Source organism: Streptomyces actuosus, assembly GCF_016921115.1.
Classification (GTDB): Bacteria; Actinomycetota; Actinomycetes; order Streptomycetales; family Streptomycetaceae; genus Streptomyces; species Streptomyces actuosus_A.
Window position 1 is genome coordinate 1 of the sequence record NZ_JAFFZS010000057.1, and the last position, 14,899, is coordinate 14,899.

Below are 14,899 nucleotides of genomic sequence, written 5' to 3' on the forward strand. Positions count from 1 at the left end.
TCGGTGTACGGCGCGATGACCGGGACGAGCGCCTTGACGCCGTTGCGGGCGAGCAGTTCGGCGACGAAGCCGATGCGCTGCACGTTGGTGTGGCGGTCCTCGCGGCTGAAGCCGAGGCCCGCGGAGAGGAAGCGGCGGATCTCGTCGCCGTCCAGCACCTCCACCCGCCGGCCCTCGGACGCCAGCCGGGCGGAGAGGAGCCGGGCCACGGTCGTCTTGCCGGAACTGGGCAGCCCGGTGAGCCAGACCGTGGCCCCGGCGCGGGCGCGGCCGTTGTCGTCCATGTCGCTCACGCCGTGTATCCCCACGCCCTGCAGATCGGCAGCAGTGTCGCCGGTACCTCGTCGTCGGCCGGCAGCGAGCGGCCCGGCTGGACCGTGCCGGTGCGGATGTTGGCGCGCCAGTCGCCGAGGCCTCTGACCAGGTCCCCGTCGCCCTTCCTGCCGTACTCCAGCATGGCCGGTTCGTAGTCCACGCCGAGGAACGCGCTCAGGCGGCGCATCTCCCGCTCGGGGGCCGCGGTGATGTCCTCGTAGCGCACCGTGCAGCCGTCGGGGCTGCGGCGGCGGGCCTCGTCGACGGCCTCCACGTAGCTCAGCACGTCCTCGACGGCCCTGTCGTAGGGCCGTTTGACGGGATCGCTGTCGTGCCAGGACCGGGCGACGGACTCGGGGTGGCGCAGCAGGAAGACGAACCGGGCGTCGGGCCAGCAGTCCCGGATGCGTGAGAAGGCGAAAGCGTTGCCCGGGGTCTTCTCGACGATGAAGTCCTTTCTTGAGCGCACCAGTTCGCGGTGCAGGACGCGGTCCCACAGCAGATGCTCCAGGTCCCCGCGCTCCAGGTCGAGCTCGGCCATGGCGCGCAGCGGGACGGACCCGCCGAAGGCGACCTGCAGCCACCTCAGGTGCAGTTCGTGGGTGGCGTGCAGCCGGGAGTGGGCGCCCAGCATCATGCGCAGCAGGGTGGAACCGGACCGCACGGACGAGATGATGAAGACCGGTTGCCGCAGCAAACGATCGGTCGGGAGGTCCTCGGCCGAGGTGCGCCGGTAGGTGGGCGCGGGCTGTTTCCATGGAGCGGCCGCGGCTGCGGCTGCTCCGGGTGTGGGAGCGCGCCGCACCTGAAGGCCGGTGGTGGTGGTCAGCGCCCGGTTCAGGCTGCGCAGGAGACTCATGCGCCAGAAACTAGGTAAGAAATCTGAGAAGACGATCGGAGAAACCTGAGGGTTCGCTTACCCCTTTCGAATGTGGCTCATATCACACTTCCGTCGGCTGGTCCGAAATCCCCGCGAAGACCGCTCCCGCGTCCCGAAGTCGCCGGTGCAAAGCCTGGAACACCCCAGCCGACCGAACCCCGGGCCAGTCGGCCGGCAGCAGGCCGGCCGGCAGGCCGGGGTCGGTGTACGGCAGGTGGCGCCAGGAGTCCAGGGCCAGGAGGTAGTCGTGGTAGGCCTCCTCGGGCGGGGTGTCCGCCCGCTTCTCCCAGGAGCGCAGCACGCGCGCGTGGCGGTCGAGGAACGCCTCGTGCGCCTTGGCGATCGCCGTCAGGTCCCACCAGCGGGAGACCGCCTCCACGGTGGCCGCGAAGCCGAGGTGCTCGCCGCGGAAGAAGTCGACGTACGCCTCCAGGCCGAGCCGCTCCAGGGTGTGCCGGGTCTCCTCGTAGAGTCGCGCAGGTGCGATCCACACGCCGGGAGCCGCCGTGCCGAAGCCGAGTCCGGCCAGCCGGGAGCGCAGGACGTGCCGCTTCTGCCGCTCCGACTCCGGCACCGAGAACACCGCCAGCACCCAGCCCTCGTCCTCGGGGGGTGCCGCGGCGTAGATCCGCCGGTCGCCGTCCAGCAGCAACTGCCTGGCCTGCGGTGAGAGTTCGTAACCGGCGGCACCCTGGGCGGTGCGCGCCGGAAGAAGCAGGCCGCGCCGTTTGAGCCGGGAGACCGACGAACGGACGGACGGGGCGTCGACGCCGAGCGCCGCCAGCAGCCGGATCAGCTCGGCGACGGGCACCGGGCCCGGCGCGAAGCGGCCGTAGGCGCCGTAGAGCGTGACGATCAAGGACCGTGGAGCATGCTGGTCTGACACGTTGATCATCTTAGGACTTCGGCATCGCTGCTGGTCACGTTCGGTGTCACTCGTCCGCCCGGAGCTTGAACCGCTGGAGCTTGCCGGTCGCGGTGCGCGGCAGTGCCTCCAGGAAGACGATCTCCCGCGGGCACTTGTACGGCGCCAGTTCCGACTTGACGAAGGCGCGCAGCGCCTCGGCGTCCCTCGGCGCACCCTCCCTCAGTACCGTGTGGGCCACGACGACCTGCCCGCGGTCCTCGTCGGGCCGGCCCACCACCGCCGCCTCGATCACGTCCGGGTGGCGCAGCAGCGCGTCCTCCACCTCGGGACCGGCGATGTTGTACCCGGCCGAGATGATCATGTCGTCGGCGCGGGCCACGTACCGGAAGTAGCCGTCGGGTTCGCGGACGTAGGTGTCGCCGGTGACGTTCCAGCCGTCGCGCACGTACTCCCGCTGCCGGGGATCGGCGAGGTACCGGCAGCCCACCGGACCGCGGACCGCCAGCAGACCGGGCTCGCCGTCGGGCAGCGGGCGCCCGAGCTCGTCCTGCACACGGGCCCGCCACCCCGGGACGGGCACCCCGGTCGTGCCGGGACGGATCGCCTCGTCGGCCGCGGATATGAAGATGTGCAGCAACTCGGTGGCGCCGATGCCGTTGATGATGCCGAGGCCGGTCCGATCCCGCCACGCGTGCCAGGTGGCCTCGGGCAGGTTCTCGCCCGCCGAGACGCAGCGGCGCAGCGAGCTCACGTCCTGGCCGTCCAGGTCGGCCAGCATCGCGCGGTAGGCGGTCGGGGCGGTGAACAGCACCGAGACGCGGTGCGCGGCGATCGCGGGCAGCAGGTGGCCGGTGCCGGCCTGTTCGAGCAGCAGCGCACTGGCGCCCGCCCGCAGCGGGAAGATCACCAGGCCGCCCAGGCCGAAGGTGAAGCCGAGCGGGGGAGACCCCGCGAAGACGTCGTCCTCGCGCGGTCTCAGGACGTGCCGGGAGAAGGTGTCGGCGATCGCGAGGACGTCCCGATGCAGATGCATGCACCCCTTGGGGCGGCCGGTGGTGCCGGACGTGAACGCGATCAGGGCCACGTCGTCGCTCGCGGTGTCCACGGCCCGGAACGGGGTGTCCGGCACCGGCCGCCGGTGCAGGTCGTCCGGGGCGTCGCCGCCGTAGGTGGCGATCCGCAGCCCCGGTACGTCCGCCTTCACCAGGTCGTCCACGGCGCGTACGTCGCACAGGGCGTGCCCGACCCGGGCGATCTCGCACATCGTGCGCAGCTCGTGCGGGCGCTGCTGGGCCAGGACGGTGACGGCGACCGCGCCCGCCTTGAGCACCGCCAGCCAGCAGGCCGCCAGCCACGGCGTGGTCGGACCGCGCAGCAGCACCCGGTTGCCGGGTACGACGCCCAGCTCGCCGGTGAGCACGTGGGCGACGCGGTCGACACGGGCGCGCAGCGCGCCGTACGTCCAGACGGGGCCGTCCGGCGTGCGGAAGGCGGGGCGGTCGTCCGGGGGGCCTGCCAGCAGCTCGGCTGCGCAGTTGAGTTGTTCGGGGTAGTCCAGCTCCGGCAGGTCGAAGCGGAGCTCGGGCCACTGGCCGGGCGGCGGCAGGTGGTCGCGCGCGAAGGTGTCGACGTGGGCCGAGACGTGCATGGCGGTTCGCCCCCTTGCCTGGTGGCCTTGCCTGGCGGGCTCGTGGTGGGGTCGCCCCAGCGAGCGTATCGCCTTGGTGACGACAGTCAATACTGCGCGATATCGTCGAGGGAGCGGCCGTTCGGCCGCGGGGAGAGAGGACCGGCGATGCCCGCATTCTCGCTCGAACCGACACAAACCATCTGGTGTGCCGACCTGCGCGCCCTGGCCGCCGACCGGCTGCGTCCACTCGCCGAGAAGGGCGAGCCCGGCCGCGTCAACCGCCCCCTCGTCGCCGAACTCGGCCGCCTCGGACTGCTCCGGCGCCTGTTCACCTCCGGTGCTCTCGACCTGTGCCTGATGCGCGAGTCCCTCGCCTACGCGTGCACCGAGGCCGAGACCGCGCTCGCCCTCCAGGGTCTGGGCGCCCATCCCGTCCACGCCCACGGCACCCCCGCCCAGCGCGACCGCTGGCTGCCCGCGGTGACCGACGGCAGCGCGGTGCCCGCCTTCGCCCTGAGCGAGCCCGAGGCGGGCTCGGACGCGGGCGCACTGCGCCTGCGGGCCGAGGGGGAGAACGCCGACGGACCCCGCCCTGGCCCGGCGGCGGTGGACAGCGTGGGGCCGCGGCCGGCCCCGCCCGGGGAACCCGGTCCCCTGCACGCGGCGCCCGACGGCCGGCGGCGCTGGGTGCTCACCGGTGAGAAGTGCTGGATCTCCAACGCCCCCGAGGCCGACTTCTACACCGTCTTCGCCCGCACCTCCCCCGGCGGCGGCGCACGCGGCGTCACCGCCTTCCTCGTCCCCGCCGACCGCCCCGGACTGAGCGGCGGTGCACTGGAGATGGTCTCCCCGCACCCGATCGGCACCCTGCTCCTCGACGAGGTCCCCGTCACCGCGGACGACGTGCTCGGCGAGGTCGGACGTGGTTTCCGCGTCGCCATGGGCACCCTCGACCTGTTCCGCCCCAGCGTCGGCGCCTTCGCCGTCGGCATGGCGCAGGCAGCTCTGGACGCCACCGTCGCGCACACCGCCCGGCGCCGCGCCTTCGGCGGCACCCTGAAGGACCTCCAGACCGTCTCCCACCAGGTCGCCGAGATGGCACTGCGCACCGAGGCGGCCCGCCTGACGGTGTACGCGGCGGCCACGGCCCACGACCGGCACGACCCCGGCGTCCCCGCGCGCGCCGCGATGGCGAAACTGCTGGCCACGGAGACCGCCCAGTACGTCGTCGACGCCGCCGTGCAGCTCCACGGCGCCCGCGCGCTGCAGCGCGGCCACCTCCTGGAGCACCTCTACCGGGAGGTGCGTGCGCCGCGGATCTACGAGGGCGCCAGCGAGGTCCAGCGCGGCATCATCGCCAAGAACCTCTACGCCGACCTGGAGGCCGAGTGACCACCCGGCGCATCAACCCGCCCCACCTGTCCCCGCCCGCCGGCTTCTCCCACGCCGTCGTCGCCTCCGGCTCCCGCGTCGTCTTCCTGGCCGGCCAGACCGCGCTCGACGCCGACGGCAAGGTCACCGGACGCACCCTGCCGGAGCAGTTCGACACGGCGCTCGGAAACCTCCTTGCTGCTCTCGCCGCCGCGGGAGGCACCCCCGCCGACCTCGCCCGCGTCACCGTCTATGCGACCGACGTCGCCGACTACCGCACCCACGCGCGCGAACTGGGCCGCATCTGGCGGGAGTCGGCGGGCCGCGACTACCCGGCGATGGCGGTCGTGGGCGTCGTACGCCTCTGGGACGAGCAGGCACTGGTGGAACTGGACGGCTTCGCGGTGCTCCCGTAGGGCCCGCCGCGGGCCGGGACACCCTCGCCCCCGCCCCGCCGAAGCGCCTCGAAGCCCTGCCCACCGCCGCCCAAGGCACCGCTGCCGCCCGTCTCCACCGGCGGGACCACACGCCACCGCCCCGCCCCGGAACCCGCGACCCACCCGGACAGCACGGAAACCCTGAGACCGGCCCGGTCGGCGCCGGCCCCCGGAGACCGCACCGGGGCGCTTCCCGGTGCCGCCCGCCCGGCTGGAGGAACCGGTCGACGGAACCCGGCGCGGGGGCCGGCACGGGCGGTCGGGCATGCGGCGCGACGGCCGGGCACCCACGCCGCGCGGACCACCGGTGCCGTCCACGCCCCCTGCCGTCCCGGTACGCGCGCGGACCGCGCGTCGCCTCCCCTGGCGGGGCGAGCGCGGGGGAGACGGAGCGGGGCGGTGCGCAACACGGTCGCGGTGGGCGACCCGGTTCGGCAGACTCCGGGGCGTGGAGCGCTTGAGGGAGATCGCGGACCGGCTGGTCGGCATCGGCGGAGTGGTCGGCGTGTGCCTGGGCGGCAGCCGGGCCAGGGGAACGCACCGTCCCGACTCCGACGTGGACCTGGGCCTGTACTACCGGACGCCGCTGGACACCGCCGCCCTGCGGCGTCTCGCGACCGAGCTGACCGGAGAGCCGGTCGAGGTGACGGAACCGGGCGGCTGGGGGCCCTGGGTCGACGGCGGGGCCTGGTTGACCGTCGACGGCCGCAGCGTCGACTGGATCTACCGCGACCTGGACCGCGTCCACCGGATCTGGGAGGACTGCCGTGAGGGACGTTTCGAGGTCGGCGTCCAGGCCGGTCACCCGCTCGGGGTGTACTCCCCGGCCTACGTCGGCGAGGTGGCCGTCGGACGTGTGCTCGCCGATCCCACCGGGGAGCTGCGGGCCCTGCAGCAGCGGGCGCGCCGCTGTCCGGAGCCGCTGCGCGAGGCACTGATCGCCCACACGCGGTGGGAGGCGCCGTTCGTCCTCGCCAACGCCCGCAAGGGCGTGCCGCGCGGCGATGCCTTCTACGTCGCCGGCTGCCTCTTCCGAGCGGTGGGGCTTCTCGTCCAGGGCCTGCACGCCCACGCGGGTGCCTGGCTGCTGAACGAGAAGGACGCCGTCCGGGCCGCCGGCGGGCTTCCGGCCGCCCCGGCGGACTTCTCCGCGCGGGCCCACGGACTGTTCGCCCTGCCCGGCACCGGCGCGGAGGAGCTGTCCGCCGTCCTCGACAGCGCCGACGACCTCGTCGCCGAGGTGTGCGTGCGGCTCGCTCCCCGGGGTTGAGCACGCCGGGCGAAGGCTCCTGCGCTTCGGTGGTGCCCCGGAGGAGTGCGGGGAATCGCGCGACCGGCCGTGCCGCCGTTGACGGACATGGCGCCGTGGTGTTTCCAGCGGAGCGCCCGGTGCCGCCACCCGACCGGCCCGCCGCCGTCGGGCCTCGGCCGGGACGGCGCTCGCGGGCTCCCGGACGTCACACGATCGGGCGCCTCACGGAGGATCCGCGTCGGGGCAATCCAAGGGCCGTTCCACGATCACCGGTGCGGACTCGCCACCGAAGGAGTGACGGTCACACGCCCGGACGTTGCCGCCCGGTACCTGTGGAAGCCCCCATGACCAGGAGGCGTTCCATGTCCACCGCCCTGCGCCGGTCCCTTCCCCTCGCCCTCGGGGCCGCGGCCGGCGCCGCGCTGCTCCTCCCGGCCGCGGCCCCGGCCGCGTTCGCCGACCCCTCCGAGATCGTCACGGTCGACCCCACGGGCCACATCGCGCCCGACGGCACGGTCACCCTCTCCGGCACCTATCGCTGCCTCGGCAGCACCGGCCCCGTCTTCGTCAGTTCCTCCCTCGCCCAGAAGCCGCCGAGCGTCCAGCACGGCATCGGTGGCACCCGCGCGGTCTGCGACGGAGCCGAACACCCCTGGCGGAACTCGGGCCGCCCCATGCCGGGAGCGCTGGAGCCGGGCCCCGCCCGCGTCGAGGCCACGGTCATGGAACTGCGCTCCCAGGGCGGTCTCCCGCTGCCCCGCTTCCACGCCGTCCGGCAGCAGGACGTCACCCTCACCGCGGACTGACCGCCTGCAAGCCCCCGCCCGGCGGTGGGCAGAGCCCGGCAGGCGAGGAAGGCGCCGCGCGGTCCGCGGCCCGTCCCGCGTCGGCCGTTCCGCTCACGCCGAGGAGCGTCGCACCAGCTGGGTCGGGATGATCACGGAGGACAGCGGCCGGCCGACGCCGCCGCCCTTCACCTGCCCCTCCAGGCCGCGCAGCAGCAGGCGCACCATCAGCCGGCCCATCTCCTCGATCTCCTGCCGGACCGTCGTCAGCGGAGGGTCGGTCAGCTCCGCGACGTCGGCCATGTCGTCGAATCCGACGACCGCCACGTCCTCGGGCACCCGGCGTCCGCGCTCCCGCAGAATCCGCAGGGCGCCGGCGGCCATGAGGTCCGAGGCGACGAAGACACCGTCCAGGTCGGGGACGCGGTCCAGCAGTGCCGCCATCGCCTGCGCGCCGCCCGCCTCGGTGAAGTCGCTCTCCACGATCAGCTGGGGATCGGCGTCCATGAGCATGTCGTGGTACCCGTCGAGCCGGTCCACGGACGCTGTCTGGTCCATCGGCCCGGTGATCGTCGCGATCCGGCCGCACCCCCGCGCCATCAGGTGGCGCACGGCCGCGCGGGCCCCGCCGCGGTTGTCCGAGTCGACGTAGAGAAGACTGCGGTCCGCCTCCGCCCCCGGCCAGCCCGGGCGGCCGCCGAACACGGTCGGGATCCCCACCCGGCGGACGATGTCCGGCAGCGGGTCCTCGTTGTGCAGGGAGAACAGCACCGCGCCGTCCACGTGCCCGCCGGCGAGGTAGCGGCCCACCCGCTCGTAGTCGGCCGCGCCCTCCGTCAGCAGCAGCACCAGCTGATGGTCGTGGGCGGCCAGTTCCCGGCTGATGCCGAGCAGCTGCTGGGCGAAGAAGGGGTTGGTGAAGACCTTGGTCTCCGGCTCCGCGGCGATGACGGCGACCGCCCCGGTGCGCCGGGTGACCAGGGTGCGGGCCGCCTGGTTGGGCACGTACCCCAACTCCTCGACGGCACGGCGGACCTTCTCCACCAGAGCCTCCCGCACTCCGCTGCCCCCGTTCACGACACGGGACACAGTGGCCCGGGAGACGCCGGCCCGTTCGGCTACGGCTTCCAGGGTGGGGCGGCGCGCGGAGATCTGGTCGGACAAGGAACGCTCCTCTCGGGGACGGGGACAGCGTAGCCTCCCGCGTCCCGCCGGAGACGCCCTGGTGGAGAGCGCTCTCACCAGATCGCCCGTGGGGGCGTCCGCCCGCGCCCCGCACCGTCCGGCGGCGCCGGCCGGGAGGGCCTCAGGCGTGCGGGAGCCGGCCGTGGGCGGCCACGTCCGCGTACCAGCGGGCGCTGTCCTTGGGCGTGCGGCGCTGGCTGGGGTAGTCCACGTGCACCATGCCGAAGCGCTTGCCGTAGCCGTAGGCCCACTCGAAGTTGTCCAGCAGCGACCACAGGAAGTAGCCGCGGACGTCCGCACCCACCGCCATCGCCCGGTGCACCGCCTCCAGGTGCGATCGCAGGTAGGTGATCCGCTCGGGGTCGTGCACGGCTCCGCTCGGGTCGGCGTAGTCGTCGTAGGCGGCGCCGTTCTCGGTCACGAGCAGCGGAAGGTCCGGCAGTTCCTCCCGCAGCCGGGTCAGCAGCGTGTACAGGCCCTCGGCGTCCACCGGCCAGTCCATGGCGGTGCGCGGTCCCGGCGCGGGCACGAAGCGCACGTGGTCCTGAGCGGCGGGCCAGGGGGAGGGCAGCGGGTGGGAGCCGGCGGCGACCACGGTGGGGGAGTAGTAGTTGATGCCCAGGCTGTCGACGGGCCGCGAGACGATGCGGAGGTCCCCGTCCCGGACGAACGACCAGTCGGTGAGCCCTGCGGTGTCCGCCCTCAGGTCCTCGGGGTAGTCGCCGCGGAAGACGGGGTCCAGGAAGACCCGGTTGGCCAGCGCGTCGACGCGTCGCGCCGCGTCCGCGTCGGCCGGCCCGTCGGTCAGCGGCCGGACGGCCGCGAGGTTCAGCGTCAGCGACACCTCGGCCGACGGCTGCACCGTCCGGCGCAGCGCACCGACGGCCAGGCCGTGGCCCAGGTTCAGGTGGTGCGCCGCACGCAGGGCAGCCTCCGGCTCCGTGCGGCCCGGTGCGTGCACGCCGTCGGCGTAGCCGAGGAACGCCGCGCACCACGGCTCGTTCAGCGTCGTCCAGGTCCGTACCCGGTCGCCGAGCGCCTCCGCCACGAGCGCCGTGTAGTCGGCGAACCGGTATGCCGTGTCGCGTGCCGGCCAGCCGCCCGCGTCCTCCAGCTCCTGCGGAAGGTCCCAGTGGTACAGCGTCAGTACCGGCCGGATGCCGTGGGCGAGCAGTTCGTCGACCAGGCCGCGGTAGAAGTCCAGGCCCTTCCGGCTGGCCGGGCCGCGGCCCGTCGGCTGCACGCGCGGCCAGGAGACCGAGAAGCGGTAGTCCGTCAGGCCGAGGGAGGCCATCAGCGCGACGTCCTCCCGCATGCGGTGGTAGTGGTCGGCCGCGACGTCTCCGGTGTCGCCGTTGCGCACCTTGCCCGGGATCCTGCTGAAGGTGTCCCAGATGGACGGGGTCCGGCCGTCCTCGGCGGCGGCCCCCTCGATCTGGTAGGCGGCCGTCGCGGCACCCCAGCGGAACCCCGGCGGGAAGGTCACCCCGTCAGAGGTCGCGGTGCGGGCGTCGATTGCGGTCATGGGGACTCCATCGTGGTCGTGGCGAGAGGTGGGGCCGAGGAGGTTCCTGGGCCGGTCGGGCGGGGTGCGGTCGCGGTACCGGAGGGGGACAGGACCCCAGGGGTGCGGTCCGCGGGCAGGAGAGGAGACCGGGCCGTGTCGCCCCCGGCCGGCGGCCCGGCCCCGGCACGCCGGAAGCGGGGCGGGCGGTGCGTGCCGGGGCACGAGGCCGGCGGCCGGGGGCTGTCGGGGGCGGGCGCGACGCGCCCGGGGGCCGTGCCCGGGGGCTGGGTGCCGGTCCCGCGGGGGTGCCGGTCGGGTCGAGGCGGGCCGTGCGCGGGCCGGCGCCGCGACCTGCGGTGGTCACCGGCTCGCGGTCCGCGGCGCGACTCCCGGAATCGCCGGCCGGGGGAGGTCCTGCGCCGGGCAGCCGCACGGCCCGTATGCGTCCGGACTCCGGGCGTGCTCCGTCGTGCTGCGGCGGTGCGCGGGACGGGGTCGGCGGTCTCCCGGTCCTCCCCCGCGGCCGGGCGTCGCGGTCACGGCACGCGGGGGCCCCTGACGGATCTCCGCGGCGCCGCGGCGCCCGGCACGCTCCCCCGAGCTCTTCGAGCAGGGGGGACCCCCACCCGAGCTCTTCGAGCAGGGGGGACCCCCACCCGAGCTCTTCGAGCAGGGGGGACCCCCACCCGAGCTCTTCGAGCAGGGGGGACCCCCACCCGAGCTCTTCGAGCAGGGGGGACCCCCACCCGAGCTCTTCGAGCAGGGGGGACCGGCACTCGCCGTACCGGCCGAGAGCCCGAGCAGGCCCGGTACGAGGGCTTCCGGCCGGCGCGCCGCGCGGACGCACGGGACGCCGCTCCTACCTCCACGGAGATCCATCAGAAGCCCACTAGCCCTTCACCGCGCCCTGCATGATGCCGCCCACGATCTGCCGGCCCAGCAGACCGAAGACGACCAGGACGGGCAGCGTGCCGAGCAGGGTGCCGGCCATGATGACGGACTGGTCGTGGACGTATCCCCCGCCCAGCTGCCGCAGGGCGACCTGGACCGTCGGCTCCTGCGAGGTGAGCGCGATGATCGGCCAGAAGAAGTCGTTCCACGAGGCCATGAAGGTCAGGATCCCGAGCACCGCCATGCCCGGCCGCGCGATCGGGACGACGATGCTCCAGAAGATCCGCGCCGTCGAGGCGCCGTCGACCCGGGCGGCCTCGATGAGTTCGTCGGGCAGCGCCTGCAGCAGGTACTGGCGCATGAAGAAGACACCGAAGGCGGACACCAGCCCGGGCAGGATGACGGCCTGGAGCTGGTTCACCCAGTGCAGCCGGGCGATGAGCATGAACAGCGGGATCACCCCGAGCTGGGGCGGGATCATCATCGTGCCGATGGTGAGGGCGAGCAGCGCGTTGCGCCCCCGGAAGCGGAGCTTGGCGAAGGCGAAGCCGGCCAGGGTCGAGCACAGCACCGTCCCCACCGTCACCGAGCCGGAGACGACGAGGGAGTTGAGCAGCGCCTTGCCGATGTCGGCCTGTTCGAGCACCTGGCGGAAGTTGTGCATCAGGTTGCCGCCGGGCAGCAGTGCCGGCGGGCTGGCGGCCAGCTCCGCGTTGGAGCGGGTGGCCGCCACGATCGTCCAGTAGAAGGGGAACGCCGAGAACAGGGCCGCCACGACGAGGACGGCGTACGCGACGCGTCCTCCGTGCTGCTGGCCTCCCGCCCGCCCCCCGCGCGGACGGCGGGCCGGACGGGAGGAGGTCTCGGCCTCGCGGGTGGGCTGCGGCGCGGCGAGAGTCGTCATCGCTCGGTCTCCTTACCGCCGCGACGGCGGGCGACGAAGGTGTTGCCCAGCACCAGCAGGACGATGAGCAGGAACATCACCCAGGCGGTGGCGGCGGCGCGGCCGAGGTGGAAGAAGCCCCAGCCCTGTTCGTACATGTAGAGCCCGAGGGTCTGGTACTGGTGCGAGATACCGCCGGAGACGCTGCCCTCGAAGAGCAGGGGCTCGCCGAACAACTGGGTCGCGCCGATGGTGGACACCACGATCGTGAACAGGACGGTGGGACGCAGCCCGGGCAGGGTGACGTGCAGGAACTGCCGCCAGCGGGAGGCGCCGTCCAACTCGGCGGCCTCGTACAGGTCGGCCGGGATGGACTGCATGCCGGCGAGGTAGATCAGCGCGTTGTAGCCGGTCCAGCGCCACGTGACGATGGTGGACACGGCGATCTGCGAGGCGACCGTGCCGGACTGCCAGTCGACCGGGTCGATGCCGGCCAGCCCCAGCAGATAGTTGATCAGTCCGAAGTCGCGGCCGAAGAGCTGGGCGAAGACCAGGGTGGCCGCCGCCACGGACGTGGCGTAGGGCAGCAGCATCGTGACGCGGAAGAACGTGCGGCCCCGCAGCTTGTAGTGGAGCAGGTGGGCCAGGCCGAGCGCCATCAGCAGCTGCGGGACGGTGGAGACGACACCGATGGTGAAGGTGTTGCGCAGGGCGGTCCAGAAGTACTCGTCGCCGAAGAGGGAGGTGTAGTTGTCCAGGCCCCGCCACTCCATCTGCCCCGGTGTCTGGAGCTCGACGCGGTAGAGCGAGACGTAGGCCGTGTACAGCAGCGGGAACAGCCCGAAGGCGGCGAACAGCGCGAAGAACGGGGTGATGTACGCGTAGGGCGACAGCCGGGCCAGGAACCGCCGCAGGGGGGCCGGTGGCCGCGTGGTCCGCGGCGGCGCGGTGGCGGTCAGGGTCATGGTGGGACCTTCGATCGGAGAGTCCGAGGGACGTCGGGGGAGGGCGCGAAGGAGCGGCAGGGCCGGGGAGGCGGTCCTTCGCGCCCCACGCGGCCGGGTGACGCGGGGTCAGCCGACCGCGTTCCGGACGCCCTTCTCGGCGTGGCCCCAGGCGGTGGCGGAGCTGGTGCCCTTGCGCTCGACCTCGCCGAGCGCGTTGGTGATCTGCGTGTTCACGTCGTTGTCGTGCACGCCGAGCACCTGCACGGGCGAGCTCTCGGCGGCCTTGCCGAAGATCTCACCGATCGGGGCGTTGCTGAAGTAGGCGTCCTTGACGTCCTCGACCTCCTTGATGGCACCGAGGTTCGAGGGGAAACTGCCCTGCTTCTCGAACAGCTTCGCCTGCTGCGGCGCCGCCGTCAGCCACTTGATCAGCTCGTAGGCCTCCTTGGCGTGCGAGGCGCCCTTCGGGACGGCGAGGTACGAGCCGCCCCAGTTGCCCGCGACACCGCCGGGCAGCGGCGCGACGTCCCAGGTGCCGGCGCCGCCGTCACCGGCCTGGCCCTTGATGTAGCCCAGCATCCAGGCGGGGCAGCCGATGGTCGCGAAGGAACCGCTGCTGAACGCCTGGTTCCAGGCGGGGGTCCACTGGGCGAGCTTGGCGCTCAACCCGTCCTGCGCCGCCTTGACGGAGGTGTCCCAGGCTGTCTTGACTGCCTGGTTGTCCTGGTAGACGAGCTTTCCGGAGGCGTCGTAGTAGCGCTCCTTCTGCTGCCCCATCATCAGCGAGTAGAGGCTTCCGACACTGTCCATCCAGTGGCTCTTGGAGTCGGCCTCGGCCTGGTACTGCTTGCCCAGCTCCAGGTAGCCGTCCCAGGTGGCCCACTTCTTGGCCAGCTCGTCCCGGTCGGTGGGCAGGCCGGCCTTCTCGAACAGGTCCGTGCGGTAGCAGATCGCCTCCGGGCCGACATCCGTGCCCAGGCCGAGCGTGCGGCCGTCGGTCGTCGTGGCCGCCGCCCACTTGGCCGCGGAGTAGTCGTTCTTCAGGCTCGCGGCGCCGAAGGAGTTCAGGTCCTGGAACTTGTCGGCCTGCTGCTGGGTGACCGAGGCGATGCGGCCCACCTCGATGCCCTGGACGTCGGCGAGGCCCCCGCCGCCGGCGAGCCGGGTCTGCAGGGCCTTCCAGTAGTCGGCCTCGTTCTCGGTGCTGGACTCCTTGATCGTGATGTGGGGGTGTGCCTTCTCGTACTCCGCGTAGAGGCCGGCCTCCTTGAAGCCGAAGGTGCCGAACAGATCGACCGTGAGGGTGACCTTGCCGCCGTCCGCGGACGACTTGGAGGACCCGGACGACCCGGATCCGCAGGCGGCGAGGAGAGCACCGGCGAGTGCGACCGCCCCGAGTCTGAGGGTGGCTTGTGCGGCGGCTCGGGAGATGGGCATGGAAGCCTCCCATGGCTTCGGGACGGGACTGTGCGGGACGCGATGCCGAGAACCGTTTGAGAGCGCTCTCAAGCGGTGCTCAGTCTCCGCAGCGGCTCCGGCCGCGTCAAGAGCCGAACGGATAACGGAACGGACAACGGGTGCGCCATGCCGGCCCGGCCGCGGTCCGGAGTCGCCCCGACCCCGGTGGCCGTCCGGCCGTCGGGGTGAGAGGGGTGCGGCGGTGCCCGGCGAGGTCGAGCCGGGTGCCGGTACCGGCTCGTCCGTGCCGGTCCGTTGGGGTGGGGAAGTGTCACGGGGTGCGGTGCCGGGTCTCGGTGCGGCCGGGTGGTGGGGTCGCGGTGCGGTCGGCGGGGGTGTGGGCGGTGGGGAGGTGGCCGGCGGGCGCGGGGCGGGGCGCGGCGGCCTCCGGGTGGTCGGCGGGCGGGTCGGCCCCGTACAGAAGACGAACGGCCTTTGGACACCCGCCGGGGACGTTCGGGTCGAGTCCCGCGGAGCCGCGGGGGGAGGG

Annotated in this window: 13 protein-coding genes; 4 read left to right on the forward strand and 9 right to left on the reverse strand. The window is 73.4% G+C overall.

Going from position 1 to position 14,899, the window contains the following annotated elements; genetic code table 11:
- The 4 genes from JS756_RS34195 to JS756_RS34210 all read right to left on the reverse strand — a co-directional run.
- Nucleotides 1–284 (reverse strand): adenylyl-sulfate kinase (locus JS756_RS34195; protein ID WP_205387189.1); only part of this gene is annotated, 284 nt, incomplete at its 3' end.
- Nucleotides 285–289: 5 nt separating this feature from the next.
- Nucleotides 290–1,174: a sulfotransferase family protein gene (locus JS756_RS34200; RefSeq protein ID WP_205387170.1), complete on the reverse strand. Its 885-nt coding sequence runs from the start codon at nucleotides 1,172–1,174 to the stop codon at nucleotides 290–292.
- Nucleotides 1,175–1,256: 82 nt separating this feature from the next.
- A complete protein-coding gene (locus JS756_RS34205; RefSeq protein WP_205387171.1) occupies nucleotides 1,257–2,090 on the reverse strand; it encodes a PaaX family transcriptional regulator in 834 nt (277 codons plus the stop codon).
- A 37-nt stretch (nucleotides 2,091–2,127) separates the two neighbouring features.
- The gene (locus JS756_RS34210; protein ID WP_205387172.1) at nucleotides 2,128–3,711 is read right to left on the reverse strand and encodes an AMP-binding protein; all 1,584 of its coding nucleotides are present in this window, start codon (nucleotides 3,709–3,711) and stop codon (nucleotides 2,128–2,130) included.
- A gap of 147 nt (nucleotides 3,712–3,858) precedes the next feature.
- On the opposite strand from JS756_RS34210, the gene JS756_RS34215 reads away from it, so the two are divergent.
- From JS756_RS34215 to JS756_RS34230, 4 genes are all read left to right on the forward strand, one after another.
- Complete coding sequence (locus JS756_RS34215; protein ID WP_205387173.1) at nucleotides 3,859–5,085, forward strand: acyl-CoA dehydrogenase family protein; 1,227 nt, start codon at nucleotides 3,859–3,861, stop codon at nucleotides 5,083–5,085.
- The gene (locus JS756_RS34220; RefSeq protein ID WP_205387174.1) at nucleotides 5,082–5,480 is read left to right on the forward strand and encodes a RidA family protein; all 399 of its coding nucleotides are present in this window, start codon (nucleotides 5,082–5,084) and stop codon (nucleotides 5,478–5,480) included. Before JS756_RS34215 ends, JS756_RS34220 begins: the two co-directional genes overlap by 4 nt.
- A 469-nt stretch (nucleotides 5,481–5,949) precedes the next feature.
- The gene (locus JS756_RS34225) at nucleotides 5,950–6,771 is read left to right on the forward strand and encodes a nucleotidyltransferase domain-containing protein (RefSeq protein WP_307791405.1); all 822 of its coding nucleotides are present in this window, start codon (nucleotides 5,950–5,952) and stop codon (nucleotides 6,769–6,771) included.
- Nucleotides 6,772–7,115: 344 nt separating this feature from the next.
- On the forward strand, nucleotides 7,116–7,559 hold the full coding sequence (locus JS756_RS34230; protein ID WP_205387176.1) for a DUF6299 family protein: 444 nt from the start codon (nucleotides 7,116–7,118) through the stop codon (nucleotides 7,557–7,559).
- A 93-nt stretch (nucleotides 7,560–7,652) separates the two neighbouring features.
- On the opposite strand, the gene JS756_RS34235 is transcribed toward JS756_RS34230, so the two are convergent.
- The 5 genes from JS756_RS34235 to JS756_RS34255 all read right to left on the reverse strand — a co-directional run bounded on the left by JS756_RS34235 (nucleotide 7,653) and on the right by JS756_RS34255 (nucleotide 14,388).
- A complete protein-coding gene (locus JS756_RS34235) occupies nucleotides 7,653–8,702 on the reverse strand; it encodes a LacI family DNA-binding transcriptional regulator (RefSeq protein ID WP_205387177.1) in 1,050 nt (349 codons plus the stop codon).
- A 142-nt stretch (nucleotides 8,703–8,844) separates the two neighbouring features.
- Entirely contained in the window at nucleotides 8,845–10,248 is a 1,404-nt protein-coding gene (locus tag JS756_RS34240) for a GH1 family beta-glucosidase (protein WP_205387178.1), read from the reverse strand.
- 871 nt (nucleotides 10,249–11,119) lie between these two features.
- Nucleotides 11,120–12,025 carry a carbohydrate ABC transporter permease gene (locus JS756_RS34245; protein WP_205387179.1) on the reverse strand — a complete coding sequence of 302 codons (906 nt, stop codon included), beginning with the start codon at nucleotides 12,023–12,025 and terminating at the stop codon, nucleotides 11,120–11,122.
- The gene (locus tag JS756_RS34250) at nucleotides 12,022–12,969 is read right to left on the reverse strand and encodes a carbohydrate ABC transporter permease (RefSeq protein ID WP_205387180.1); all 948 of its coding nucleotides are present in this window, start codon (nucleotides 12,967–12,969) and stop codon (nucleotides 12,022–12,024) included. Before JS756_RS34250 ends, JS756_RS34245 begins: the two co-directional genes overlap by 4 nt.
- Nucleotides 12,970–13,077: 108 nt before the next feature.
- Entirely contained in the window at nucleotides 13,078–14,388 is a 1,311-nt protein-coding gene (locus JS756_RS34255; RefSeq protein ID WP_205387181.1) for an ABC transporter substrate-binding protein, read from the reverse strand.
- Nucleotides 14,389–14,899 lie beyond the last annotated feature (511 nt).